The sequence below is a fragment of the Streptomyces gilvus genome, from assembly GCF_022513565.1.
In the GTDB taxonomy this organism is placed as follows: domain Bacteria; phylum Actinomycetota; class Actinomycetes; order Streptomycetales; family Streptomycetaceae; genus Streptomyces; species Streptomyces gilvus.
In genome coordinates this window covers 276568-300398 of sequence record NZ_JAKWBE010000004.1, presented here as the reverse complement: position 1 = coordinate 300398, position 23831 = coordinate 276568, and the positions used below count along the sequence as shown (strand labels likewise).

25 protein-coding genes are annotated in these 23831 nt (G+C 71.8%); 14 read left to right on the top strand and 11 right to left on the bottom strand.

Annotated elements, in window-relative coordinates; genetic code table 11:
- Positions 1-5 precede the first annotated feature (5 nt).
- The 5 genes from MKW14_RS09790 (at position 6) to MKW14_RS09770 (ending at position 5539) form a co-directional block, all read left to right on the top strand.
- Entirely contained in the window at positions 6-1055 is a 1050-nt protein-coding gene (locus tag MKW14_RS09790; RefSeq protein WP_240861142.1) for a family 2 encapsulin nanocompartment cargo protein terpene cyclase, read from the top strand.
- Positions 1056-1099: 44 nt separating this feature from the next.
- Positions 1100-1975, top strand: a complete 876-nt coding sequence (locus MKW14_RS09785; RefSeq protein ID WP_240861140.1) for a geranyl diphosphate 2-C-methyltransferase — start codon at positions 1100-1102, stop codon at positions 1973-1975.
- A 201-nt stretch (positions 1976-2176) separates the two neighbouring features.
- Positions 2177-2851, top strand: a complete 675-nt coding sequence (locus MKW14_RS09780; RefSeq protein ID WP_240861139.1) for a response regulator transcription factor — start codon at positions 2177-2179, stop codon at positions 2849-2851.
- A gap of 29 nt (positions 2852-2880) precedes the next feature.
- Positions 2881-4545: an ATP-binding protein gene (locus MKW14_RS09775; RefSeq protein ID WP_240861137.1), complete on the top strand. Its 1665-nt coding sequence runs from the start codon at positions 2881-2883 to the stop codon at positions 4543-4545.
- An 82-nt stretch (positions 4546-4627) separates the two neighbouring features.
- Entirely contained in the window at positions 4628-5539 is a 912-nt protein-coding gene (locus tag MKW14_RS09770) for an SGNH/GDSL hydrolase family protein (RefSeq protein ID WP_240861135.1), read from the top strand.
- A gap of 7 nt (positions 5540-5546) precedes the next feature.
- Here the strand turns inward: MKW14_RS09770 and MKW14_RS09765 are convergent, their stop codons facing one another.
- A complete protein-coding gene (locus MKW14_RS09765) occupies positions 5547-6029 on the bottom strand; it encodes a VOC family protein (RefSeq protein WP_133048666.1) in 483 nt (160 codons plus the stop codon).
- A gap of 122 nt (positions 6030-6151) precedes the next feature.
- Here MKW14_RS09765 and MKW14_RS09760 point away from each other — a divergent pair, with 122 nt between their 5' ends.
- The 3 genes from MKW14_RS09760 (at position 6152) to MKW14_RS09750 (ending at position 8702) form a co-directional block, all read left to right on the top strand.
- Entirely contained in the window at positions 6152-7351 is a 1200-nt protein-coding gene (locus MKW14_RS09760) for an epoxide hydrolase family protein (protein WP_240861133.1), read from the top strand.
- Positions 7352-7459: 108 nt separating this feature from the next.
- Complete coding sequence (locus tag MKW14_RS09755; protein WP_240861130.1) at positions 7460-8098, top strand: ATP-dependent Clp protease proteolytic subunit; 639 nt, start codon at positions 7460-7462, stop codon at positions 8096-8098.
- A gap of 1 nt (position 8099) precedes the next feature.
- Positions 8100-8702: a ClpP family protease gene (locus MKW14_RS09750; RefSeq protein ID WP_240861128.1), complete on the top strand. Its 603-nt coding sequence runs from the start codon at positions 8100-8102 to the stop codon at positions 8700-8702.
- Between the two features lie 21 nt (positions 8703-8723).
- Here MKW14_RS09750 and MKW14_RS09745 read toward each other — a convergent pair whose 3' ends face one another.
- Entirely contained in the window at positions 8724-9140 is a 417-nt protein-coding gene (locus MKW14_RS09745) for a helix-turn-helix domain-containing protein (RefSeq protein ID WP_240861126.1), read from the bottom strand.
- A gap of 87 nt (positions 9141-9227) precedes the next feature.
- On the opposite strand from MKW14_RS09745, the gene MKW14_RS09740 reads away from it, so the two are divergent.
- Together MKW14_RS09740 and MKW14_RS09735 are read left to right on the top strand one after the other, a co-directional pair.
- Positions 9228-10010, top strand: coding sequence for a class I SAM-dependent methyltransferase (locus tag MKW14_RS09740; RefSeq protein ID WP_374116551.1), 783 nt, complete (start codon positions 9228-9230; stop codon positions 10008-10010).
- Between the two features lie 114 nt (positions 10011-10124).
- Positions 10125-11024, top strand: coding sequence for an RNA polymerase sigma factor SigF (locus MKW14_RS09735; protein WP_240861124.1), 900 nt, complete (start codon positions 10125-10127; stop codon positions 11022-11024).
- A 35-nt stretch (positions 11025-11059) separates the two neighbouring features.
- Here MKW14_RS09735 and MKW14_RS09730 read toward each other — a convergent pair whose 3' ends face one another.
- Both MKW14_RS09730 and MKW14_RS09725 read right to left on the bottom strand, forming a co-directional pair.
- The gene (locus tag MKW14_RS09730) at positions 11060-11515 is read right to left on the bottom strand and encodes an ATP-binding protein (protein WP_240861122.1); all 456 of its coding nucleotides are present in this window, start codon (positions 11513-11515) and stop codon (positions 11060-11062) included.
- A 106-nt stretch (positions 11516-11621) separates the two neighbouring features.
- Positions 11622-12806, bottom strand: a complete 1185-nt coding sequence (locus MKW14_RS09725) for a DUF6777 domain-containing protein (RefSeq protein WP_240861119.1) — start codon at positions 12804-12806, stop codon at positions 11622-11624.
- Positions 12807-12979: 173 nt separating this feature from the next.
- Here MKW14_RS09725 and MKW14_RS09720 point away from each other — a divergent pair, with 173 nt between their 5' ends.
- Positions 12980-14248 (top strand): streptophobe family protein, encoded by a 1269-nt coding sequence (locus MKW14_RS09720; protein ID WP_240861117.1) that lies wholly within the window; start codon positions 12980-12982, stop codon positions 14246-14248.
- A gap of 12 nt (positions 14249-14260) precedes the next feature.
- Here MKW14_RS09720 and MKW14_RS09715 read toward each other — a convergent pair whose 3' ends face one another.
- From MKW14_RS09715 to MKW14_RS09695, 5 genes are read right to left on the bottom strand one after another with little or no spacing between them, the layout of a single operon-like run.
- Positions 14261-14803, bottom strand: a complete 543-nt coding sequence (locus MKW14_RS09715) for an MOSC domain-containing protein (RefSeq protein WP_240861114.1) — start codon at positions 14801-14803, stop codon at positions 14261-14263.
- Positions 14804-14841: 38 nt separating this feature from the next.
- A complete protein-coding gene (locus MKW14_RS09710) occupies positions 14842-15840 on the bottom strand; it encodes a serine/threonine-protein kinase (protein ID WP_240861112.1) in 999 nt (332 codons plus the stop codon).
- On the bottom strand, positions 15830-16372 hold the full coding sequence (locus tag MKW14_RS09705; RefSeq protein ID WP_240861111.1) for an SH3 domain-containing protein: 543 nt from the start codon (positions 16370-16372) through the stop codon (positions 15830-15832). The genes MKW14_RS09710 and MKW14_RS09705 overlap by 11 nt, the downstream gene beginning before the upstream one ends.
- Positions 16373-16379: 7 nt before the next feature.
- A complete protein-coding gene (locus tag MKW14_RS09700; protein ID WP_240861109.1) occupies positions 16380-18719 on the bottom strand; it encodes an FHA domain-containing protein in 2340 nt (779 codons plus the stop codon).
- Between the two features lie 59 nt (positions 18720-18778).
- Complete coding sequence (locus MKW14_RS09695; RefSeq protein WP_240861300.1) at positions 18779-19189, bottom strand: hypothetical protein; 411 nt, start codon at positions 19187-19189, stop codon at positions 18779-18781.
- Positions 19190-19511: 322 nt separating this feature from the next.
- On the opposite strand from MKW14_RS09695, the gene MKW14_RS09690 reads away from it, so the two are divergent.
- Positions 19512-19895, top strand: a complete 384-nt coding sequence (locus MKW14_RS09690) for a nuclear transport factor 2 family protein (RefSeq protein ID WP_240861106.1) — start codon at positions 19512-19514, stop codon at positions 19893-19895.
- Between the two features lie 298 nt (positions 19896-20193).
- Here the strand turns inward: MKW14_RS09690 and mgrA are convergent, their stop codons facing one another.
- The gene (mgrA, locus tag MKW14_RS09685) at positions 20194-21186 is read right to left on the bottom strand and encodes an L-glyceraldehyde 3-phosphate reductase (RefSeq protein ID WP_240861104.1); all 993 of its coding nucleotides are present in this window, start codon (positions 21184-21186) and stop codon (positions 20194-20196) included.
- A 126-nt stretch (positions 21187-21312) separates the two neighbouring features.
- On the opposite strand from mgrA, the gene MKW14_RS09680 reads away from it, so the two are divergent.
- Entirely contained in the window at positions 21313-22206 is an 894-nt protein-coding gene (locus tag MKW14_RS09680) for a LysR family transcriptional regulator (RefSeq protein WP_240861102.1), read from the top strand.
- 17 nt (positions 22207-22223) lie between these two features.
- Positions 22224-22739, top strand: a complete 516-nt coding sequence (locus MKW14_RS09675; protein WP_240861101.1) for a mycothiol transferase — start codon at positions 22224-22226, stop codon at positions 22737-22739.
- Here the strand turns inward: MKW14_RS09675 and MKW14_RS09670 are convergent.
- Positions 22721-23791: an adenosine deaminase gene (locus MKW14_RS09670; RefSeq protein WP_240861099.1), complete on the bottom strand. Its 1071-nt coding sequence runs from the start codon at positions 23789-23791 to the stop codon at positions 22721-22723. The genes MKW14_RS09675 and MKW14_RS09670 overlap by 19 nt on opposite strands.
- Positions 23792-23831: the final 40 nt, after the last annotated feature.

Here is a 23831-nt window from a genome sequence, read left to right as displayed (position 1 = left end):
ACGCGATGAGCACCCCCACGTGCGTCCCGTCCCTGCCGGGGCCGCCGAACCTGGCCCGCACCGTGCGCACCCGGCGCGGCGGCGCGATCCCCGGGCTCAAGTACCGTCCGGTCGCCCCCGCCGATCCCGAGAAGGCCGCGGAGATCGACCGCAGGCTGGAGGCCTGGGCCCGCGGCCTGGAGCTGTTCCCGGCCGCCTGGAAGGGGGACTTCTCCGGGTTCCAGTTCGGCCGGGCCGTCGTGCTCCAGCATCCGCGGGCGGCCGACCTGGAGCGGCTGACCGTGGCCGGGCAGCTGCTGCTCGCCGAGAACCTCGTCGACAGCTGCTACTGCGAGGAGGACGAGGGCCGCGGCGGAGCGCGCCGCGGACTCGGCGGGCCGCTGGTCCTGGCCCAGTCGGCGATCGACCCGTACCACGGCACGCCCGCCCTGGAGGCCGAGTGGCGCGAGGGCGTCCAGGCCGACGGCCCGCTGCGCTCGTACCACTGGGCCATGACGGACTACGCCGCCTTCGCCACCCCCAGCCAGACCGGCCGCTTCGTCCACGACATCGCCCGTCTCCACCTGGGCTATCTCGCGGAGGCCGCCTGGATGGAGACCCGGCACGTGCCGCGGGTCTGGGAGTACCTGGTGATGCGGCAGTTCAACAACTTCCGCCCCTGTCTGTCCATCGTGGACGCGGTGGACGGCTACGAACTGCCGGAAGCCGTCTACGCCCGCCCCGAGATCCAGCGGATCACCGCGCTCGCCTGCAACGCCACGACGATCGTCAACGACCTGTACTCCTTCACCAAGGAACTGGCGAGCGACCCCGACCACCTCAACCTGCCGCAGGTCGTCGCCGCCAACGAGCGGTGCGGGCTGAAGGCCGCCTATCTCCGGGCCGTCGAGATCCACAACGAGATCATGACCGCGTTCGAGGACGAGTCCGCCGCCCTGTCCGCCACCTCCCCGCTCGTGGAGCGCTACGCCCGGAGTCTGTCCGACTGGGTGGCCGGCAACCACGAGTGGCACGCCACCAACACCCACCGCTACCACCTTCCCGACTACTGGTAGGCGCCACCCCGATGAACCATCAGCAAGACCACGAGGAGACAGCGTTGACCATCGCCCCCGCCGACACCAGGAACGTCCCGCTGCCGACCCAGTCCACGTACCAGAACCGCGTGGCGGACTACTGGAACGCCGAGGAGAACCCGGTCAACCTCGAACTCGGCCGGCTCGACGACCTCTACCACCACCACTACGGCGTCGGCGCCGCCGACCGCTCCGTGCTCGACGAGAGCGACCCGGCGCTGCGCCGTGAGCGGATCACCGCCGAACTGCACCGGCTGGAACACGCCCAGGCCGAACTCCTCGCCGCCCATCTCGGCCCGCTCACCCCGGAGGACCGGGTCTTCGACGCCGGCTGCGGACGCGGCGGCGGCAGCGTGGTGGCGAACCTGCGCTACGGCTGCCACGCCGACGGCGTGACCATCTCCGCCAAGCAGGCCGCCTTCGCGGACGAACAGGCCCGCAAGCGGGGCATCGACCACAGGGTGCGCTACCACCACCGCAACATGCTCGACACCGGTTTCGAAACCGGCGCCTACGCCGCGTCGTGGAACAACGAGTCGACCATGTACGTCGAACTGGACCTGCTGTTCGCTGAGCACGCGCGGCTGCTGCGCCGCGGCGGACGCTACGTGGTGATCACCGGCTGCTACAACGACGCCTACGGGCGTGCCTCGCGCGAGGTGTCCCTGATCAACGCCCACTACATCTGCGACATCCACCCGCGCTCGGAGTACTTCCGGGCGATGGCCCGCCACCGTCTCGTCCCGGTCCACGTCCAGGACCTGACCGCCGACACCATCCCCTACTGGGAACTGCGCCGCGAGGCGGAACACCTGGTCACGGGCATCGAGGACACGTTCCTGTCCGCGTACCGCAACGGCAGCTTCCAGTACCTGCTGATCGCCGCGGACCGCGTCTGATCCGCGTCCCGGCGCGGGCCCGTGCGGCGGTGGTGACACACATCCCCGCACCGCACACGGGACCGCGCCGGAACTCCCCCCGGGCGGCTCCCCCTTGAACCGTGGGCTGCTCCTGTTCTACCTTCGCCACATGGTCGGGGCATCAACGCCCGCTCATGAGCTGCACAACGAGCGAGCGGCAGACAGTCCGGGTGATGCGTTGTGCGACCGCGTCTCGCGCTGATCGAGGACGACCCCGACTTCGCACTGATGTGCCGTTCCTATCTGGAGCGCGCGGGCTTCACCGTCTCCTGGGCCATGGACGCGCGCGCCGGAAAGGCCGCTCTGCACGAGGGCGGCATCGACCTCGCCGTCCTCGACCTGGGGCTGCCCGACGGCAGCGGCCTCGAACTGCTGCGGGCGCTGCGCTCCAGCAGCCGGCTGCCGGTCATCGTGGTCAGCGGACGCGGCGCGGAGGCGGACCGGGTGGCGGGACTGGAGATCGGCGCCGACGACTACCTGGTGAAACCGTTCTCGCAGCGGGAGCTGGTGGCCCGTATCCACGCGGTGCTGCGCCGCTCGCAGCCGCCCGAGGCGCCCACTCTGCTCCGGGTCGGCTCCCTGCTCATCGACAGCGCGGGCCGCCAGGCCTCCGTCGACGGCACGACGCTGACGCTGCGTCCCAAGGAGTACGCCCTGCTGGAGATGCTGGCCGAGGCGCCCGGCCGGGTCTTCTCGGCGGAGCAGCTGCTGGAGCGGATCTGGGGCTCGTCCTGGCAGCAGCCGGCGACCGTGGTCGAGCACGTGTACCGGCTGCGCGGCAAGCTCGCGGCGATGCCCGCCCCCGTTCCCCGGATCACGACCGTCCGCGGCTACGGCTACCGCCTCGACCTGTGAGCGACCCGCCTCGGCCCGGAGGTCCGACCATGCCCGACGCCCCTGACTTCCGGCGCCTGTTCGACGCCACGCTGTCCCCGCTGCTCGTCCTGAGCCCCGACTTCACCATCGTCGAGGTCAACCGCGCGTATCTGACGGCGACACGGACGCGGCGCGACATCGTGGGGCGGCCGATCTTCGACGTCTTCCCCGACAATCCGGACGACCCCTCGGCCGACGGCGTGGCCAATCTGCGCCGCTCGCTGGAGACGGTGGCGGCGACCGGCCGTCCGGACACGATGGCGCTGCAGCGCTACGACATCCCCACCGGCGAGGAGGGCGTCTTCGCCGAGCGCTACTGGAGCCCGGTCAACACACCGGTCCTGGACGACGACGGCCGGGTCGTCCACATCATCCACCGGGTCGAGGACGTCACGGACTTCGTGCATCTGCGCCGGGTCGGGCGCGAGCAGCGACGGGCCGTCGCCGAGGCGCAGATGCGGGCCGAGGGCATGGAGATCGACCTGTTCGTCCGGGCGCGGGAGATCCGCGAGGTCAACGAGCAGCTCAGCCGGGCCAACGCCGAACTCGACGCCGCCGGACGCCGGTTGCGGGAGGAGCAGCGGGCCAAGGACCGGTTCATCGCCACGCTCTCGCACGAACTGCGCAACCCGCTCGCCGCCGCCACCGCGGCCACCGAGCTGCTCGCCCTGGACCTGCCCGACGGCCATCCGGCACTGTCGGTCCTGGAGCGGCAGCTGGGCACGCTGGCGAGGATGAGCAACGACCTGCTGGACGGCACCCGGGCGGTGACCGGACGTCTGGAGCTGGTGCGCGACCCCGTCGACCTGCGCTCGGTCGTCGACGGCGCCTGTGCCGACATCCGGGGCGTGTTCGGACACGAGGGCCGCACCCTGGGCGTCGTCGTGCCGCCCGAGCCGGTGATGATCGACGGCGACCGCCTGCGGCTGGCCCAGGTGCTGACCAACCTGCTGTCCAACGCGCTGAAGTACACCCGGCCCGGCGGACACACCGAGGTGGGCCTGGAGGTCGAGGACGGCACGGCCCTGCTGACCGTCCGCGACGACGGCATCGGCTTCGCGCCCGCGCAGGCGGAGGAGCTGTTCGGGGTGTTCATGCGGGCCGCCCCGGCGGGCCCCGACACCCCGGAGGGCCTGGGACTGGGGCTCGCGGTGGCGCGGACGGTGGTGGAGCTGCACGGCGGCCGGATCGCCGCCCACAGCGACGGCCCCGGAACGGGCGCGACCTTCACGGTACGGCTGCCGACGACCAACGCGACGGCCCCTCGGCCGCGGCGCACCACGACCGCCCGCCCGGCCGTACCCGGCCGTCTCTCCCTGCTGATCGTCGAGGACAACGCGGACCTGGCCACCACCTACCGCACCCTGCTGGAACGCCAGGGCCACCGGGTCACCGCCGTGCACACCGGCGCGGACGCCCTCGCCACCGCCGGGATGGAGCCCTTCGACGCCGTCCTGTGCGATCTGGGGCTGCCGGACATGGACGGCTACACGGTCGCCCGTACCCTGCGCGCCAGGCCGGGCGGGGACCGACTGCGCCTGATCGCGGTGTCCGGGTTCAGCCGGGGCACCGACCGCGCCCTGTCCCGGGCGGCCGGTTTCGACGCCCACCTGGCCAAACCGCTGCCGCTCGCCGAGCTGCTGGACCTTCTCGAACGGCTCGGGCAGGCCTGAACTCACCCCCGTGTCTTCCCCCTTGCGCCCTCCTGTGCTTGCCTGGGGAACCGTTTTCGGTTGCCGGGGCGGGAGTTGCTGCATGCGGAAACCGTGGATCGTGGGGGTGTCGCTGGCCGGCGTGCTGCTGCTCGGCGGGTGCACCGACCCGTCGTCCGCCCCGCAGGCCCCGCCGCCCTCCCCCGCCGTACCGGGCGCGAGCGCCACCACGACCCACCAGCGGGCCCCCGCCTCCCCCGGCCGCCCGGCCGTGGCCCCCAAGGTGCTGTACCTCGGCGACTCACTGGCGATGGAGGCCCAGAACGTCCTGGGGCAGCAGCTGCGCGGCGACCTGAACGCGACCTACACCAGCGCCCCGTACTCGGGCACCACGCTCTGCGACTACCTGGAGGGCACCGGGGCGCGCTCGCTCGTGCCGGACGCCGACAAGGCCGCCGCGCTGGTGCGGGCGCGGCATCCGGACTACGTGGTGATGCAGTTCTGGGGCAACGCCTGGGCCTTCACGTGGTGCATGAAGGGCATCAGCTACAACGCCTCTCAGCAGCGGTACTTCACCCGCTACCGTGCCGACCTGCGCAGGCTCACCGAGCAGATCGCGGAGGCGGGCGGGGCGAAGCGCCCGAGGATCGTGTGGGTGCTGCAGGGACCGGATCCGATCACCCCGGACCGGGTACGCCGCGTCAACGAGATGTACGAGCAGCAGGCCGCCGCCTCCGACGACCTTGTCGCCGACGCGGGCGCGTCGGTCAGCCCGGCGGGGGCCCGCTACACCTGGGCGCAGTACCTGCCGTGCACCGCCTACGAACACGCGCACCCCGACTACTGCACCCAGCCGGACCAGGACCGTACCGCCCTCCATCTGAGCTCGGACTACCTGCACTTCTGCCTGGTCCCCACGACGTCCACGCCGAGGCCGTGCCCGGTGCGCTCCCCCGGCATCCTGCGCATGGCCCGGGAGGTCACCCGGGTGATACGACAGGCGGGGGAGCGCTGACCGGCCGTCACTCGCCCGCGTAGGCCTTCTCCAGGGCCGCGATGTCGAACTTGGACATCGCCATGAACGCCTTGGTGGTGCGGGAGGCCTTCTCCTGGTCCGGGTCGCTGATCATGTCGATCAGCTTGTCCGGGACGACCTGCCAGGACAGGCCGTACCTGTCCTTGAGCCAGCCGCAGGGGCCCGGCTCGCCGCCGCCCTCGGTGAGCTTGGTCCAGTAGTAGTCGATCTCCTCCTGGTCCTTGCAGAAGATCTGGAAGGAGACCGACTCGTTGAACGTGAACTGGGGGCCGCCGTTGAGCGCCACGAACTTCTGGCCGTTGGCGGTGAACTCCACCGCCAGCACGGAGCCGACCGGGCCCGCTCCCCCTTCGACGTTCCGGCCGACGCGGCCGATGCTGGAGTTCTTGAAGATCGAGACGTAGTAGTGCGCGGCCTCCTCGGCCTGTCCGTCGAACCAGAGACACGTGGTGAATCCGTCGGTGGTCATGAGCACCTCCTGGGGCGTGGAACGCGGTCACCTCTGTCGACCGATCCTGGCCGCGGAACTCATCGGTGGGGCGGCCGATTAATCCATATGGCCCTGCCGTGACCCCCGCCTAGGCTCCGCACATGACGTCATCCCCCACGGACACGGTCCGCCCCTTCCGTCTCGACATCCCGCAGCACGACCTCGACGACCTCCACGAGCGCCTGGACCGCACCCGCTGGCCGGACGAGCTGCCGGGCACGGGATGGGCGTACGGCGTGCCGGCCGACTACCTGCGCGAGCTGGTCCACCACTGGCGCCACACCTACGACTGGCGGGCCGCCGAGGCGCAGCTGAACCGGTGGCCGCAGTTCACCACCAGCATCGACGGCTCGACCGTGCACTTCGCGCACGTCCGCTCCCCCGAGCCGGACGCCACCCCGCTGATCATCACGCACGGCTGGCCGGGATCGATCGTGGAGTTCCTCGACGTGGTCGGCCCGCTCGCCGACCCGGTCGCGCACGGCGGCGACCCGGCGGACGCCTTCCATGTCGTCGTCCCCGGCATTCCCGGGTTCGGGCTGTCCGGGCCGCCCACGGACACCGGCTGGGAGGCGGGCCGGATCGCGGACGCCTGGGCCGAGCTGATGCGCCGCCTGGGCTACGAGCGCTTCGGCGCCCAAGGCGGCGACTGGGGCGCGGCGATCTCCCGCGAACTGGGACGCGCCCATCCCGACCGGGTGATCGGCGTCCACCTCAACCTGCTGCCGGGCGCTCAGCAGAGCACCGAGCCGACGCAGGAGGAGCTGGACGAGCTGGACACCGAGGAGCAGGAGCGGGCGCTGCTGTCGTGGCGCCGGTGGAGCGAGTGGTCGCGCGAGGGCACCGGCTACGCCGTCCTGCAGGCCACCCGGCCGCAGACCGTGGCCTATGCGCTGACGGACTCCCCCGTGGGTCAACTCGCCTGGATCGTCGAGAAGTTCCACGAGTGGACGGACTCCCGGCTGCTGCCGGAGGAGGCCGTGGACCGGGACCGGATGCTCACCAACGTGATGCTGTACTGGCTGACCGGGACGGCCGGTTCCGCCGCCCGCGTCTACTATGAGCGCGCCCACGCCACCGGCCGGGTCGCCCTGCAGACCGAGCCGTCGACCGCCCCCACCGCACTCGCCCTGTTCCCGGCCGAACCCCAGATCCCGCTGCGGCACAAGGCGGAGCGCACCGAGAACCTGGTGCGGTGGACCGAGTTCGACCGCGGCGGGCACTTCGCTGCGATGGAGGAGCCCGACCTGCTGGTCGGCGACGTGCGGGCGTTCTTCCGGCAGCTGCGCGAGAAGGGCTGAGGGCGGGCTCTGCCGGTGGCGAATCTGCCGCGGGCAGAGAAACCGCATCGAGGCGCCGCCGGGGGCCAAGAGTGGAGTCGACGGCATCACCGTTCGACAGGAGAACCGATGACTCCCCTCACCCCGCTCGCGCCCCGCGCCGAGGAGGGCGACACCCCGCCCAGCCGCTTCGATGACCATCTCGCCGCCCAACTGCTCGGGCAGCGGATCGTCTTCCTCGGCACCCAGGTCGACGAGGTCTCCGCCAACCGGGTCTGCGCCCAGCTGCTCCTGCTGTCCGCGGAGGACCCGCGCACCGACATCAGCCTCTACATCAACAGCCCGGGCGGCTCGGTCCACGCCGGCCTCGCCATCTACGACACCATGCGGCTGATCCCGAACGACGTCTCCACGCTCGCCATGGGCTTCGCCGCCAGCATGGGCCAGTTCCTGCTCAGCGTCGGCGCGCAGGGCAAGCGGTACTCCCTGCCCAACGCGCGCATCATGATGCACCAGCCTTCGGCCGGGATCGGCGGCACCACCGCCGACATCGAGATCCAGGCGGAGAACCTGGAGCACACCAAGCGGACCATCGAGCGGATCACCGCCGAGCACACCGGGCAGAGCCCGGAGACCATCTCCCGGGACGGCGACCGCGACCGCTGGTTCACGGCCGAGCAGGCCAGGGAGTACGGCATGGTCGACCGGGTCCTGGACTCCCTCGCGGACGTCCGCCCGGCCGCCGCCAAGCGACGGATGGGGCTGTGACATGGGCAACTACACGATTCCGTACGTCGTCGAGCGGACCGCGCACGGCGAGCGCTCCTCCGACGTGTTCAGCCGGCTGCTGTCGGAGCGGATCATCTTCCTCGGCACCGAGATCGACGACGGCGTCGCCAACGTCGTCATCGCGCAACTGTTGCATCTGGAGTCGGCGGCCCCCGAGCACGAGATCGCGATCTACATCAACTCCCCGGGCGGCTCGGTCACTTCGCTGATGGCGATCTACGACACGATGGCGTTCGTCCAGGCGCCGATCTCGACGTTCTGCGTCGGCCAGGCGGCCTCCACCGCGGCCGTCCTGCTGGCGGGCGGCGATCCGGGGCGGCGGTTCGTGCTGGAGCACGCGCGGGTGCTGCTGGGGCAGCCGGCCAGCGCCGGCCGGCAGGGCACGGTCTCCGATCTGTCCCTGCAGGCCAAGGAGATGGTGCGGATCCGCTCGCAGATCGAGGAGGTGCTGGCACGCCACACCCACCACGACATCACGACCCTGCGCGCGGACATGGACCGCGACAAGGTGTTCACCGCCGCGGAGGCGGTGGCCTACGGCCTGGCCGACGAGGTGCTGAGCCGGCGCCTGGTCGCGGTCTGAGGCGCCGGCCCGCTGCCGCGGTCAGGCGGCCAGGCACAGCCCGTTGTACGGCGAGGCGGGCGTGGCCCCGCTGCGGCCGTGCCGGCGGCCGGCGAGCCGGGTGAGCTCGCCCTGCGCCCGCGACAGCAGGTCGCCGAGGCCCAGGCCCAGGGCGTGGGCGGCGGCCGCCAGGACCTCCGAGGAGGCCTCCTTGCGGCCCCGCTCCACCTCGGAGAGGTAGGGCATGGAGATCCGGGCGGCGTCCGCGACGTCCTTGAGGGTGCGCTCCTGCGCTAGGCGTTCGCGGCGCAGGACGTCCCCGACCAGGTCACGCCAGAGCGGCTCCCTGAGCGCGGGGGCCGCCGGGGCCGCCTCGCGCGGCGGCGAGGCCGCGGGACGTCCGTCCTGCGGACGGCGCAGGGGAATGACACGGGCTTCGTTGGGCGTTCGGCTGCTCACCCCCTCAGACTAAATTCGATCGCCGCGATGGGAAGGGACCGGCATTCTGCCCTGGGTGGAATCCCAGGAGCGGAGGGCGTGATGAAGGTGCTGCGGGAGACGTTCAACGAGGTCGCCGAGCTCTACGACCGGGCACGGCCGCGCTACCCGGCCGCCCTCGTCGAGGAGTTGACGCGCGCCGCGGACCTCGGCCCGGACAGCCGGGTCCTGGAGATCGGTCCGGGCACCGGTCAACTCACCCTTCCGCTGGCCGGGTCGGGCTGCCGCATCACGGCCGTGGAACTCGGGGGCGCCATGGCACAGGTGGCCCGGCGGCGCCTGCGCGGCTTTCCCCGGGTGGACGTGCGGGTGGCGGACTTCGAGCGCTGGGAGCTGCCGGACGAGCCGTTCGACCTGGTGGTGTGCGCCACCGCGTTCCACTGGATCGACCCGGCGGTCCGGCTGGTGAAGTCGGCGCGGGCGCTGCGGCCCGGCGGACGTCTGGCCCTGATCCTCACCGACCACGTAGCGGGCGGCACCGAGGAGTTCTTCCGGCTGGCCCAGGAGTGCTACGAACGCTGGGATCCGGCCACCCCGCCCGGGCTGCGCCTGCAGCCGGCGTCCGAGATCGTCTTCGCGGAGACCGCCCAGCTGAACGGATCCGATCTCTTCGAGACCCCGGCGCCTCTCCGGGTCACCCAGGACATCACCTACACCGCCGACCAGTACGTCGACGTCCTGCTGACCTACTCGGGCCACCGGGCACTCGACGACACGGCCCGCCAGGGCCTGCTGACGTCTCTGCGGCAGCTGATCGACACCCGCTTCGGCGGGACCGTCACCAAGCGCTATCTCCACGAACTCGTCGTGGCCGCCCGGACCCCGGAGTGATAATTTCCGCCACCCCGATCGGCAGCGGGCATGGTCCGCCGAACCCGGGGTACCCGCATCCCGAGGACCCGAGGTAGTACAGACCGTCGGACCCCGACTTCCGTGGGAGAGGAAATGAATACCGCCGTGAATCGGTCGAAGGCGCAGGTCACAGCGGAGACCGCCGGGACCGGCACGGGTGACGGGCCGCTTCCGGGCATCGTCGAGCCCCGGTCCGTGGCACCGCGCGACGCACGAGAGCTGTCCCGCCAGTTCTTCCAGCGGCTCACGGAACTGGAGGAGGGCACGCACGAGTACCAGTACGCTCGTAACACCCTCATCGAGATGAACATGTCGCTCGTACGGTTCGCCGCCGGGCGGTTCCGGGGACGCGGCGACGACATGGAGGACCTCGTCCAGACCGGCATGATCGGCCTGATCAAGGCGATCGACCGGTTCGAGCTGTCCCGCGAGGTGGAGTTCACGTCGTTCGCGCTGCCGTACATCGTCGGCGAGATCAAGCGCTTCTTCCGTGACACCACCTGGGCCGTGCACGTACCGCGGCGGCTGCAGGAGCTGCGGGTGGAACTCGCCAAGGCGCGCGAGGAACTCGCCAGCCGGCTGGACCGCGATCCCACCACCGCCGAGCTGGCCACCCTCATGAACATCTCCGAGAGCGAGGTCGTCGAGGCCCAGATCGCCGCCAACGGATACAACTCCTCCTCCCTGGACGCCGCGCTCACCGGCGACGGACCGGAGGGCGGCGAGGCGGTGCTGGCCGACTTCATCGGCGTCGAGGAGGACGGGCTGCGGCTCGTGGAGGACTTTCAGTCCCTGGCCCCGTTGATGGCCGAACTCGGCGAGCGGGACCGGCAGATCATCCACATGCGGTTCGTGGAGGAGGCCACCCAGGCGGAGATCGGCGAACGGCTCGGCTGCTCGCAGATGCATGTGTCCCGCCTGATCAAGCGGATCATCGCGCGGCTGCGCGAGGGCATGCTGGGCGAACTCGGCTGCGCCCGCGTATGCGGCTGACCGCCGCGATCGCCCGCAGCGGCCGGCCGACGCACTCATTCGGCGCTCAGCGCCACCACGGCCGACACGCGCTTGCCCACCGGCACCCGCTCGACGGTGATCCCCTTGGCGAGCACGTGGACTATCTCCAGGCCGTGCCGGCCGATCCGCTCGGGGTCGCGCGGGAAACGGCGCGGCAGGGCCGCGCTGCTGTCGCACACGCACACCGTCACCAAGGTGTCCGTGCCCTCCAGCTCCAGGATGTAGGGGCCGTTGCTGTGCCGGTCGGCGTTGGTGACCAGCTCGCTCACCACGAGGAGGACGTCCTGCTCGGCGCGTGACCCGATCCGAGCGCACCACTCCGTTCTCAGCCGGCCCACGAAGTGCGCGGCGAAGGCCCTGGCCTCGGCGATGCACCCCGGTTCACCGGTGTAGTGGGCCGCCCGTCGGAGGGGTTCGACCGGTACATCGAAACCAGTTGCCACCACTGCTCCGCCCACATGGTCGTTCATGCGTTTCTCTCTCGGAAGCCGGACCGGCCGGACGCTGCTGCACCAGTGCTCGTACCCCGAGCCGCGCCGCGCAGTCCCCGCCGCGGCCCGATGTGTCCGCTTCCACTCAGAGCGCCGGTGTCGTACCCGCCGGCGACAGGGAACTCAGTGAACTCGAGGCCGCCGGCGGTTCGAGCGACGAGGAGTCCGAGGGCGGCGGCGCGGTCGTGGGCGGCACGGACGACGGCGACTCGGAACTCGGCGACGAGGAGGACGGGGAGGACGGGGCGCTCGAGCTGGGCGGGCACGGGGACGACGTGCTCGGATTCGGACCCGGCGAGGAGACGCACGGCGACGAGGGCGGGGGCGTGGTGACGCTCACCGACGGCGAGGGCCGCACCGGCGGCTTGACCGGCCGGTCGTGGTGACCGGTGTCTCCGCGGTGCCGGCCGATCCAGGCATCGTCGTGGGGGTCGTAGATCACGAAGATGTTGATGATCTGAGGTGCGGGCGTGACCACGACGGTGTTCGAGGGGCGGTACGACGGCCAGGCGTCGCCGGTCTGCCGGACCGTGCCCTGCTGGGCGACGGGCGGGGTGAGCGGGTTGCCGCAGGCGCAGCGGACGCGGGGAACCCCGTGGCCGTCGACCATGACGGCGGTGCCCGCCTGGAGGACGGCCTGGTAGCTGGTGGCGGTGCCGTTGCGGTAGCCGTGGTTGGTGACGCGGGTGTCCATGCGCAGCTGCACCGGGGTGAGCGAACGCAGGTAGGCGGGGACCTGGGAGGGCGCGATGCCCTCGACGCCGGCGAAGGCCTGGGTCTTCGCCGGGGTCGCCTGGAGGTACGTGATCTGCTGTTCCACGTCGCAGCTGGAGACGTCGCGGGTGCCGCCGTAGAGGCCGGGGGCGCCGCCGTCCACTCCCTGCACCGCGTTGGACTGGGTCGCGGCGCCGGCCGGGGAGGGTGAGACGGGGGCGGTGGTGCTGTCCTTGGCGGTGGACGGGGTGAACGCGTCGGGGCCGCTCTTGTCCGCCGCCTGCAGGAAGACCTCGCCGCTCTTCTTGCCGCCGCCCCCGCCCGCATGGGTGAACACGAGCGCCAGGGCCACGACCGCGACGACCGCGGTGGTCAGCAGGGCGACGCGCGGTGCCGACCGCCACCACGGGCGGTGGGGTTCCGGCGCGGGCGCGCCACCGCCGCTGCCGCCGGGAGGCGGCTCGGAGGGCGGGCCGGACGGCGGCTGGGAGGGACCGGACAGCGGGCCCGAGGGCGGTCCGGTGGGGCGGCCGGAAGACGGCGGTTCGACGCTCACGAGCTCTTCTTCCCGACGTTGGGTCCTGCGAGTTTTCCTGCGGCTTGCCCCGAGTTGAGCCGCTGGAATGACGTACACCCCTATTGTCTGCACCTGTCGTGTGCGGCCCGCAAGCCGACGCGGACGGCCCTCCCGGCGGGCGGGGCGCGCGGCCGCTGCTTAGCGTGGCAGGCGTGAGCCCGCGAACCGCCCCCGAGCAGACCGTGGCCCGTCATGGCTGGGTGCAGGCCCTGGCCGCGGTGCTGGCCACGCTGATCGCCATGGGCGTCGTGGCCTCCCTGGGATTGTGGGCGGCCGGAGCGACGGATCTTCCCCAGGGCGCGTTTCCCCGGCTGGTGGCGGCGACGCTGGTCACGGCCGTCGGCGGCACGATCGAGCTGTCCGGGGACGCGGGCGGGCTCGCCTCCTCCTCGGCCGGGCTGACCGTGGTCCCGCTGTCCGTCACGCTGACCGGTGCGCTCGTGCTCGCCGCCGGCTTCCTGCGCCCGCTGCGGCACCGCGCGGTCACCGGAGCCCCGGAACTGGCCGGATGGGCCGCCCGGATCGCGGTCCTGTGGCTGCTCGCCCTGCTCGGACTGGCCCTCGGCGCCCGCCAGACCTTCGCCCTCTCCCTCGGCAACGGCACGCTCAGCGACATCGGTGACCTGTTCGACGTCTCGCCGAAGGTCGGTTTCAAGGCGGACGTACCGCAGACCCTTCTCTTCGGCCTGCTGTGGCTGGCGGGCGTCCTGGTGCTGGCCCTGCTGGTCTCCCGCGGGGCGCCGCTGCCCGGGCGGTTGCTGCGCTTCCAGGAGTCGGTGCGTCCGGCCGCGTACGCGATGGTCGTCCTGCTCCTCGTGTACGTCGCTCTCGGCGTCGTCATCGGCCTGGTGACCGCGGCGACCCGCGGGCACGCCGTGGAGACCCTCGCGGTGATCCTGCTGGGCATGCCGAACCTGGCCTGGCTCACCCTCACCCTCGGCCTCGGCGCGACCTGGCACGGCAGGGTGCAGGGGCCGTTCGGGCTGCCCATGCCGCACGTCCTCGACGAGGTACTGCGCACCAAGGACGTCTCCACGCTCAACCTGAGCACCCTCTCCGACTACGACAGCCGGGTGTGGTGGCTGGTCGTCGTGGACGCGGTGCTGCTGCTGGCCGCCGCCTTCGTGATGGCGGCCCGCTCTCCGTCCCGAACGCGCGCCTGGCAGCATGCCCTGCACATGGCCGTCGCCCTCGCGCTCACGGTCTGGATGATCTGCCTGTTCGGCCGGATCTCCGCGCACTACGGCCTGTCGGTGCTGGGCATCGGCGACCTGGGCGGGCGTCTGGGCGGAAACGTGTTCCTCACGCCCCAGGTGTGGAGCGCTCTGGGGCTGGCGGTGCTGTGGGGGCTGGTGACCGGGTTCCTGGGCGCGCTGCTGGCAAGGCCGGTACGGCGGAGGGGCCCCGCCGCACCGGTGTGAACCGAGGAGCCGTCAGACCCTGTCCAGGGGCCGGTGCGGGCCGCTGGGGAGTTCCGCCTCGATCCTGTCCTCGGGGCGCACCACGCCCCCCTCCCGCACGACGGTCATGATCCCGGCCTTGCGTACGACCTTGCCGACCTCGTCCCTGCCGACGACCTGCTTGAGCAGCCCGTCCTGGAAGTTGTCGATCTGCAGACACGGGTTGCGCAGACCGGTGACCTCCAGGACGGCACGGTCGCCGACGCGCAGCAGGGTGCCGACCGGCAGGCCGAGCAGGTCGATGCCGCGCGTGGTGATGTTCTCGCCGAGCTCGCCGGGCGCCACCGTGAACCCGGCCCCGCCGACCTCGGCGAAGAGCTCCTCGTGGATGAGGTGCACCTGGCGCAGGTTCGGCTGGGTGGGGTCCTGCGCGACCCTGGACCGGTGCTTCACCGTCACCCCGGCATGCACGTCCCCCTCCACCCCCAGCCCGGCGAGCAGCGTGATGCTGTCCCGGTTCGGCTTGGTGAAGGAGTACACCCCGTTGCTGCTGACCGCCGTCACGCTTCCGTTCATCGTCGGACCCCCCTCGTCGGTAACGATCACGCTTGAGCCTAACCCGGGCCCGGGCGCCCGAACACCGGGTCGGCCCAGCGTGGGGGCGCCGGCGGGCGCTCCTGCCCCGGGCCGGCCGTGCGCAGGTCCACCACCGTGGCCGGGTGGCCGGTGTCCGGGCCTCCGGTCAGGGAGGCGCGCAGATCGGACACGAAGGCGAGGCAGGAGGCGTGGCGTTCGTCCGGCGGCTTGGCGAGGGCCTTGGTGAAGACCGGGTCGACCTGTGGGTGGAGGTCGGGGCGGGACTCCGTCAGCGGGGGTGGCTGGTCGTACTGGTGGGCCCACAGCAGGGCCATGTCGTCGTCGCGGCGGAAGGGCGGGTGGCCCGCGAGGGACTCGTAGACGACACAGGCGAAGCCGTAGACGTCGCAGCGTGCGTCGACCGGGCGGCCGGAGATCTGCTCGGGTGCCACGTAGTCGAGGGTGCCGACGAACTGGCCGACGGTCGTGAAGCCGGTCAGGGACAGCGACTTCTTCGTCAGACCGAAGTCGGTGAGGTAGCTGTGCTCCGGGTGGTCGCTGTCGGTGCCGCGGGCCACCAGGATGTTGCCGGGCTTCACGTCCCGGTGGACGAGCCCGTGTTCATGGGCCGCGTCCAGCGCGGAGGCGACCTGCGCGGCGATGCGGACCGCGACCGAGGGGGCCAGCGGGCCGCTGCGGTCCAGGACGTGCCGCAGGTCGCTGCCCTCGACGTAGCGCATCGCGATGTACAGGACGCCGTCCGTCTCGCCCGCCTCGTAGATCGGCACGATGTGCGGGTGGTCGATGGCGGCGGCCGCCCGGGACTCGTGGGTGAAGCGGAGCCGGAAGGTGTCGTTGCGGGCGAGTTCGGGGGCGAGCAGCTTGAGCGCGACCGTGCGGTCCAGGCGCAGGTCACGGGCGCGGTAGACGACGGCCATGCCGCCGCGTCCGATCTCGCGCTCGATGCGGTAGTCGGCGACCTTGGTGCCGACCAGCTCGGAGGGGCGGCCCGAGAACAGGCTGGTGTCACGGGCCATCGGGCGTCACGACCTGGGTGGGGGCGTGCCCGGCGTCCGCCCCGGCCGCGCCGGGTCCGTCGTCGGTGGCGTACGTGGCCAGACGCGCTCCGTCGCCGTACACCCACCGGCCCTGCTCGGTGTCGTACAGCCACACGGACTCGCCGTCCACGACCACCCCGATGCGCAGCCCGCGCGTACGGCCGCGGAAGGACTCCCCGTCCATGCCGCCGGCCAGGTCCTCGACCGCGGAGCGGTAGCGGGCCAGGGCCTGTTCGGCGCGGGCGAGCAGGGGGCGTGGGTCGGCGGTGCGGGCCTGGGGATCCCCGGCGGCCGGCGGGTCCTGGGGTACGGCGACCAACAGGCGGCCGTCCACCCAGGCCGACCAGCCGTTGGCGCACAGGACGTGCGACCAGTCGCCGCGCCGCTCGATGACCTGCACGGGGAGCAGCGCGTCGAGGGGGAACGTGGCGCGGGCGGGATCGGGGGCCTCCCAGGCGGGCATGCCGTGCTGGGGGACGACGTGGGTGGGCCGGAATCCGGGCGTGGTCATCGCGGCCCTACTTCCGCATCACGGCCGGTTCGTGCCGGCGCAGCAGCCGGGACACCGCGAACCAGAAGACGGCGGACAGCACGACCAGCATGGCGATGTTCAGCAGCCACACCCCGGTCGAGTGCCGGAACAGCGGGTCGGCGGTCAGTTCGCCCGGCACGATCCGGGACAGCCCGATCGTGCCGGCCATCGCGCCGAGCGCCCAGCGTGAGGGCACCAGCCAGGACAGCTGTTCCAGGCCCGGTACGCCGTGCAGCTTCAACAGGGCGCCGCAGAAGACGACCTGGACGATGGCGAGCAGCACCAGCAGCGGCATCGTCACCTCCTCCTTGCGCACCAGCGCGGAGACCAGCAGGCCGAGCATCATCGCCGTGAACGCCAGCAGGGCGACCGCGACGGTGATTTCGACCAGGGGCGGCATCAACACGCCTTTCCCGCCGGGCGCGTTGAGATCGACGCCGAGCAGGGCGACCAGGGTCAGCACGACGGCCTGCAGCACGGTGACCGTGCCGAGGACGACGACCTTGGACGTCAGGTACGCCGATCTGGACAGGCCCACGGCGCGTTCACGCTGGTAGATGGTGCGCTCCTTGACCAGTTCGCGCACGGCGTTGGCCGCCCCGGTGAGGACTCCGCCGACGCACAGGATGAGCAGGGCGTTCATCGCCGTGTCGTGGGTGAGTTTGCTGCCGGCCAGGGCGCGGGCCATGGCGCCCATCACGAACGGCAGGGCGATCATGATGGCGAGGAAGGTGCGGTCGGCGCTGAGCGCGGCGGTGTAGCGGCGCACCAGGGTGCCGAGCTGGGCGCCCCGGCTGCGGGGCCGGGCGGGCGGGGCGATGACGACCGGGCCGGAGCGGGGCACCCGGGGCTGGGCGGTGGCCTCGGTGACGTAGCGCCGGTGGAAGGGCGAGAGGCGGAAGTCACCCGCCCAGTCGCGGTCGGCGTCCCGTTCGAAGGCCTCGAAGGCCTCCGGCCACTGTTCGAAGCCGAAGAAGGCGAGGGCGTCCTCGGGCGGGCCGTAGTAGGCGACCTTGCCGCCGGGTGCGAGGACCAGGAGGCGGTCGCACACGTCGAGGCTGAGGACGCTGTGGGTGACGACGATGACCGTGCGTCCGTCGTCGGCGAGGCCGCGCAGCATGTGCATCACCGAGCGGTCCATGCCGGGGTCCAGACCGGAGGTCGGCTCGTCGAGGAAGAGCAGGGAGGGCTTGGTCAGCAGCTCCAGGGCGACGCTGACGCGTTTGCGCTGGCCGCCGGAGAGGCTGTGCACGGGCTGGCGGGCGCGCTGCTCCAGGCCCAGCTCACGGATGACCTCGTCGACGCGGGCCCGGCGCTCCGCCTTCGCGGTGTCCTGCGGGAAGCGCAGTTCGGCCGCGTAGGACAGGGCGCTGCGGACGGTGAGCTGGGCGTGCAGGATGTCGTCCTGCGGGACCAGGCCGATGCGCTGGCGCAGCTCGGCGTAGTCGCGGTAGAGGTCGCGGCCGTCGTAGAGGACGGTGCCGTGGTCGGCGGGCCGCTGCCCGGTGAGCGCGTTGAGCAGCGTCGATTTTCCGGCGCCGCTCGGGCCGACGACCGCGAGCAGGCACTTCTCCCCCACCGGGAAGGAGACGTGGTCCAGCAGCGTCTTGCGGCCCCGGTCGACGGCGACCGCTAGGTCCTGCACGTCGAGGGAGACCTCGCCGGTGTCGACGTACTCCTGCAGGGTGTCGCCGACGAGGCTGAACGCCGAGTGGCCGATGCCGACGATGTCGCCGGGGCCGATCGGGGCGACGGTGACGGGCGTGCCGTTGAGGTACGTGCCGTTGTGGCTGCCGAGGTCGGCGATCTCGTAGCTGCCGTCGGGCAGGGCGCGCAGTTCGGCGTGCCGGCGGGAGACGCTGAGGTCGTCGACGACCAGGTCGTTGTCGGCGGCGCGGCCGATGCGCAGGGTCCGCGTGGGCAGCGGCCGTACGGTGGTGGGCTGCCGGAAGGTGCCGGTCAGGCCCGGCATCGACACCGCGGAGGGACGTTCGACGACTGGGGGCGGGCAGTCCAGCAGGACGGCGCGGGGGCCGTCGGAGGGGTTGCCGAAGCGGATGACGCTGCCGGGGCCCACACCCCACTCGTGGACGCGGCGGCCGTCGGCGAAGGTGCCGTTGGTGCTGTTCTCGTCCTCGACCAGCCAGTGACCGTCCTCGGGCCGCAGCACCGCGTGATGCCACGAGACCCGCGCGTCGTCGAGGACGATGTCGCTCAACGGGTCGCGGCCCACGTGGTAGTCGTGGCTCGGGCTCATCACCGTGGAGCCCGTCTCGGTCTCCAGCACGAGTTCAGGCGCTGTCGGAGCGACCGGCCGCTCTGCCATGCGGAAAATACTACCGATACGTCCACATGTGCGCCTGGCGCCGGAAGCGCCCCCGGACCTCAGCCGACGGGCATCACCAGCGCCGGGACGACCCGCTGCATGCGCAGCGCGTCGACGGACTCGGCGAGCAGCTCGTACTCGGTGGTCTCGTCGCAGATGGCGACCCGCACCAGTCTCCCGGCGGCCAACTCGTCGGCGACCAGCTCCTGTTGGGAGAGGTCACCGCACCACCAGCGCAGCGCGGTCGGCACGTCCGGCACGGTCTCGGCGACCGGGACCAGCGAGGCGGGCGGGAAGTGCTCGGCCTCGGGCTGCGGGTCGAGACGGTCGGCGATCCAGGTGGCGCGGTCGCGCAGCCACCACAGCGCGAGGGCGAGGGTGGGGGCACGGTAGGTCCCCAGGGGTACGCCGATACGCTGCCCGGCGCAGACCCCGTACGCGGTGACGTGGCATAAGAACTCGTCGTGCATGGTCATTCCCCCGCTGCTCGTTCGCCTCTCGGCCTTTCCTCGCTTTCCGTGCGACTCATGTGCGGTACGTGACGGCGTCTTCGCTCGCCGTGAAGTCCCTCAACTGTTGAGTATGTTCACTACTGAAACAGTGTCACCATGGTTTTCCGGCCAGTCTCCTGGCATATTCACAGGCGCAGTTGGCCGAAATGCGCGGGCGAGTTCATTACCCGAGGGGTAATCGACTCACCGCCCCGCGCCGGGCAGGGTGGTCGTACCGGGTCACCGAGACCGTGATCCGGGCTCTGACCAGCAACGACTACCTCTGTGGAGGCTGATCGCCATGTCCGCGAACACCGACCGTTACGAGAACGCCGTCGCCCGCTACTTCGAGGCCTGGAACGCGGGCGAGCCGGAGGAGCTGGCGAAGGCGGTCGCCGCCGCGTGGACCCCGGACGGTTCCTACACCGACCCCCTGGCCGACGTCACCGGTCACGAGCAGATCGCCGCCCTGATCGCCGCGGCCCATGAGCAGTTCCCCGGGTTCGCGTTCCGCCCGGCCGGCCGGATCGACGGCCACCACGACACGGCGCGTTTCTCCTGGGAGCTGGTCCATGAGACCGACGGCTCGGCGCCGGTGGCCGGGTTCGACGTGGTCACGCTGGACGAGGACGGCCGCATCCGCACCGTGCTGGGCTTCCTGGACCGGGTGCCGGCCGGGGCGTGAGCGCGCGGCCCGGGCGATGAGTTTCCCACCGCCGTCCTGCGCAAGAGCCCCGCCGAGGGTGGCTGGACCTCTCCGGTCTGGCCGAAGTCCGTCGCAAGACGGGGGCCACACGGTGACGGTACGCCTGGAGGAGCGGCTGCAGGGGAGCGCCCCGAAGGGGCGCGGGGAACTGCGCGACCAGCCACGACGGCGCCGCGGACGAGCGACGGCCGCCTGGTACGGGAGCGAGCGGGCGCCCGGCGTGCTGCCGGGCGCCGTCGAGCCGCGGGCGGCGGCCGCCTCCGGGAGTCGGCGCGTCTTACGGGGTGACGATCGCGTCGATGCGGGCCAGTTCGTCGGCGTCGAAGTCCAGGTTGCGGGTGGCCGCGACGCTGTCCTCGATCTGCTGCGGGCTGCTCGCGCCGACCAGCGCGGAGGCCACCCGGCCGCCGCGCAGCACCCAGGCGAGGGCCAGCTGGGCCAGGGTCTGTCCGCGGCCCTTGGCGATCTCGTCGAGGGCGCGCAGCTTGGCCACCAGGTCCTCGGTGACCGCGTCCGATTGCAGGAAGGGGCTGTCGGAGGCGGCCCGTGAGTCCTCCGGGATGCCCTCGAGGTAGCGGGAGGACAGCAGGCCCTGCTCCAGCGGGGAGAAGACGATGGAGCCGACCTGCAGCTCGTCGAGCGCGTCCAGCAGACCGCCGTCCTCGGGGCGGCGGTCGAGCATCGAGTAGCGCGGCTGGTGGATCAGCAGCGGGGTGCCCAGCTCGCCCAGGATGCGGGCGGCCTCCCGGGTCTGCTCGGCCGAGTAGTTGGAGATGCCGACGTAGAGCGCCTTGCCCTGCTGGACGGCGGAGTGCAGGGCGCCCATCGTCTCCTCCAGGGGAGTCTCCGGGTCGGGGCGGTGCGAGTAGAAAATGTCGACGTACTCCAGGCCCATCCGCGCGAGGCTCTGGTCCAGCGAAGACAGCAGGTACTTGCGGGAGCCCCACTCGCCGTACGGGCCGGGCCACATGAGATAGCCGGCCTTGGTGGAGATCACCAGCTCGTCGCGGTAGCGCGCGAAGTCGTCCTTGAGGGCCTCGCCGAAGGCCAGCTCGGCGGCGCCGGGCGGCGGGCCGTAGTTGTTGGCGAGGTCGAAGTGGGTGACGCCGAGGTCGAAGGCGCGGCGCAGGATGGCCCGCTGGGTCTCGACCGGGCGGTCGGGACCGAAGTTGTGCCACAGGCCGAGCGAGATCGCGGGGAGCTTGAGGCCGCTGCGTCCGGTGCGCCGGTAGGGCAGGTCCGCGTAGCGGTCGGGGTGTGCGGTGTACAACGCGACTCCAGAGGGGTTGGCACAGGGCTTTCACGGTTCCGGAAACCGGTACCCCATCTTTCGCGACCTGGGGGCAGTGGTCCAACAGGAGAATGCGATGGAACTCAGCAGATAGGCTGCACAATCATGGAACTCCGCCATCTCCAGCACTTCGTCGCGGTCGCCGAGGACCAGCATTTCACCCGGGCCGCCGAACGGCTGATGGTCTCGCAGTCGGGGCTGTCGGCCTCGATCCGGGCGCTGGAGCGGGAGTTGCAGACACCGCTGTTCGTGCGCACCACCCGCAGGGTGACGCTCACCGAGGCGGGGCGGGCGCTGCTGGGCGAGGCGGAGCGGATCCTGGCGCAGGTGCGGGCGGCGCACGAGGCGGTGGCGGCCGTGCAGGGGGTGCTGCGGGGCACGCTGTCGGTGGGGACCGAGCAGTGCATCGCGGGCGTGGATGTGGCGCGGCTGCTGGCGGCGTTCCGGCACCGGCATCCGGACGTGGAGATCCGGCTGCGGCAGGCGGGCTCGGTGGAGCTCGCCGACGAGGTCGCGGCGGGCCGGCTGGACCTCGCCTTCGCCTACCGCACCCAGGCGGACACCGACCAGCTGCGCTCGGTGTCGCTGACGGCCGAGCCGATGACCGTGCTGTGCCATCCCAGCCACCGGCTGGCGAGGGACGGCGTGGCGGTGACCCCGGACGATCTGGGCTGTGAGGTGTTCGTCGACTTCCAGCCCGACTGGGGCCCGCGCCGCACCACCGACGCGGCCTTCACTGCGGCGGGTGTACGGCGCACGGTGGCACTGGAGGTCAACGACGTGCACAGCCTGCTGGACCTGGTGGACGAGAACCTCGGCGTGGCCGTCGTGCCCCGGCACTTCCGGCACAAGCGGGAGGCGCTGACCGCGCTGCCCGTGAAAGGCACGGGCGAAACGGTCTACGAGACGGTGGCCCTGCTGCCGCCCGCCCAGGCGACCAGTCCGGCGGCGCGGGCACTGATGGCGCTTCTGGAACAGGCGACACAGGACGGCGTGTGATGCGCGATGGTGGAGTCATGCATGCAAAGGACATCCTCATCGACGGCTACAGCCGCATCCGGGAAGAAGTCCACTCCGTTGTCGAGGGCCTCGGCCCGGACGAGCTCAACGCCCGCCCCTCGCACGACGCCAACTCCGTCAGCTGGCTGGTCTGGCATCTGACCCGGGTCCAGGACGACCACGTCGCCGACGCCTTCGGGCTGGAGCAGGTCTGGCTCACCCAGGACTGGTTCAAGCGCTTCGGCCTGGACCTGCCCCGCCACGACACCGGCTACGGGCACAGCTCCACGCGGGTCGGCAAGGTCCGCGTCGACTCCGGCGAGCTGCTGACCGGCTACTACGACGCCGTTCACGAGCAGACCCTGACGGTCCTCGGTGACCTGGTCTCCGGCGACCTGGACCGCGTCGTGGACGAACGCTGGGAGCCGCCCGTCACCCTAAGCGTCCGCCTGGTCAGCGTCCTGTCCGACGATCTGCAGCACGTCGGACAGGCCGCCTATGTGCGCGGGCTGCTTCAGAGCGCGGCTTCGTAGCCCGGCAGGACGACGTCCTCGATGAGGGCCTTGCGCTCGTCGAACGGGATGAACGCGCTCTTGACGGCGTTCACCGTGACGGTGCGCAGGTCCTCGACCGTCCAGCCGGCCTCCTCCGCCAGCAGGGACATCTCCCGGGTCATCGTCGTGCCCGACACCAGACGGTTGTCGGTGCTGAGGGTGACCCGGAAGCCCAGGTCCTTCATGGCCGTGATCGGGTGCTCGGCGATGGAGGTGGCCGCACCCGTCTGCAGGTTGGAGGTCGGGCACATCTCCAGGGCGATGCGGCGGTCGCGCACCCAGCCCGCGAGCCGGCCGAGCTTGCCGTCGACGATGTCCTCGGTGAGGCGCACACCGTGACCGATGCGCTGCGCGCCGCACACCTGTACGGCCTGGTGGATGCTGGGCAGTCCGTGCGCCTCGCCGGCGTGGATGGTGAAGGGCACGCTCTCGCGGCGCAGGTGTTCGAAGGCGTCGAGATGGTCGGCGGGCGGGAAGCCGTCCTCGGCGCCGGCGATGTCGAAGCCGACGACGCCGGCGTCCCGGAAGGCGACGGCCAGGTCGGCCGCCTCGCGGACCCGGTCGAACATCCGCATGCCGCACAGCAGGGTGCCCACCCGGACGGGGGTACCGGCGGCAGCGGCCTTCGCCATGCCGGCCGCGAGCCCCTCCTGGACGGTCTCCACGACCTCGCTCATGGCCAGCCCGCCCCGGGTGTTCAGCTCGGGCGCGTAGCGCACCTCCGCGTAGACGACCCCGTCGGCCGCCAGGTCGAGCACGTACTCCTCGGCGACGCGCAGCAGGCCTTCGCGGGTCTGCATGACGGCCAGGGTGTGCTCGAAGGTGGCTATGTAACGCACCAGGTCACCGGAGTTGGCGGCCTCGAAGTACCAGGCGGCCAGCTCGTCGGGGTCGGTGGTGGGCAGGGTGTGACCGACCGCGGCCGCGAGGTCCACCACGGTGGCGGGGCGCAGGCCACCGTCGAGGTGGTCGTGCAGGACGGCCTTGGGGAGGCGGCGGATCACATCGGCGTCTACGCGCGTAGCGGTCATGGCGGGTGCTTTCTACGACGGGCGGTTCTGGGGGAACGGG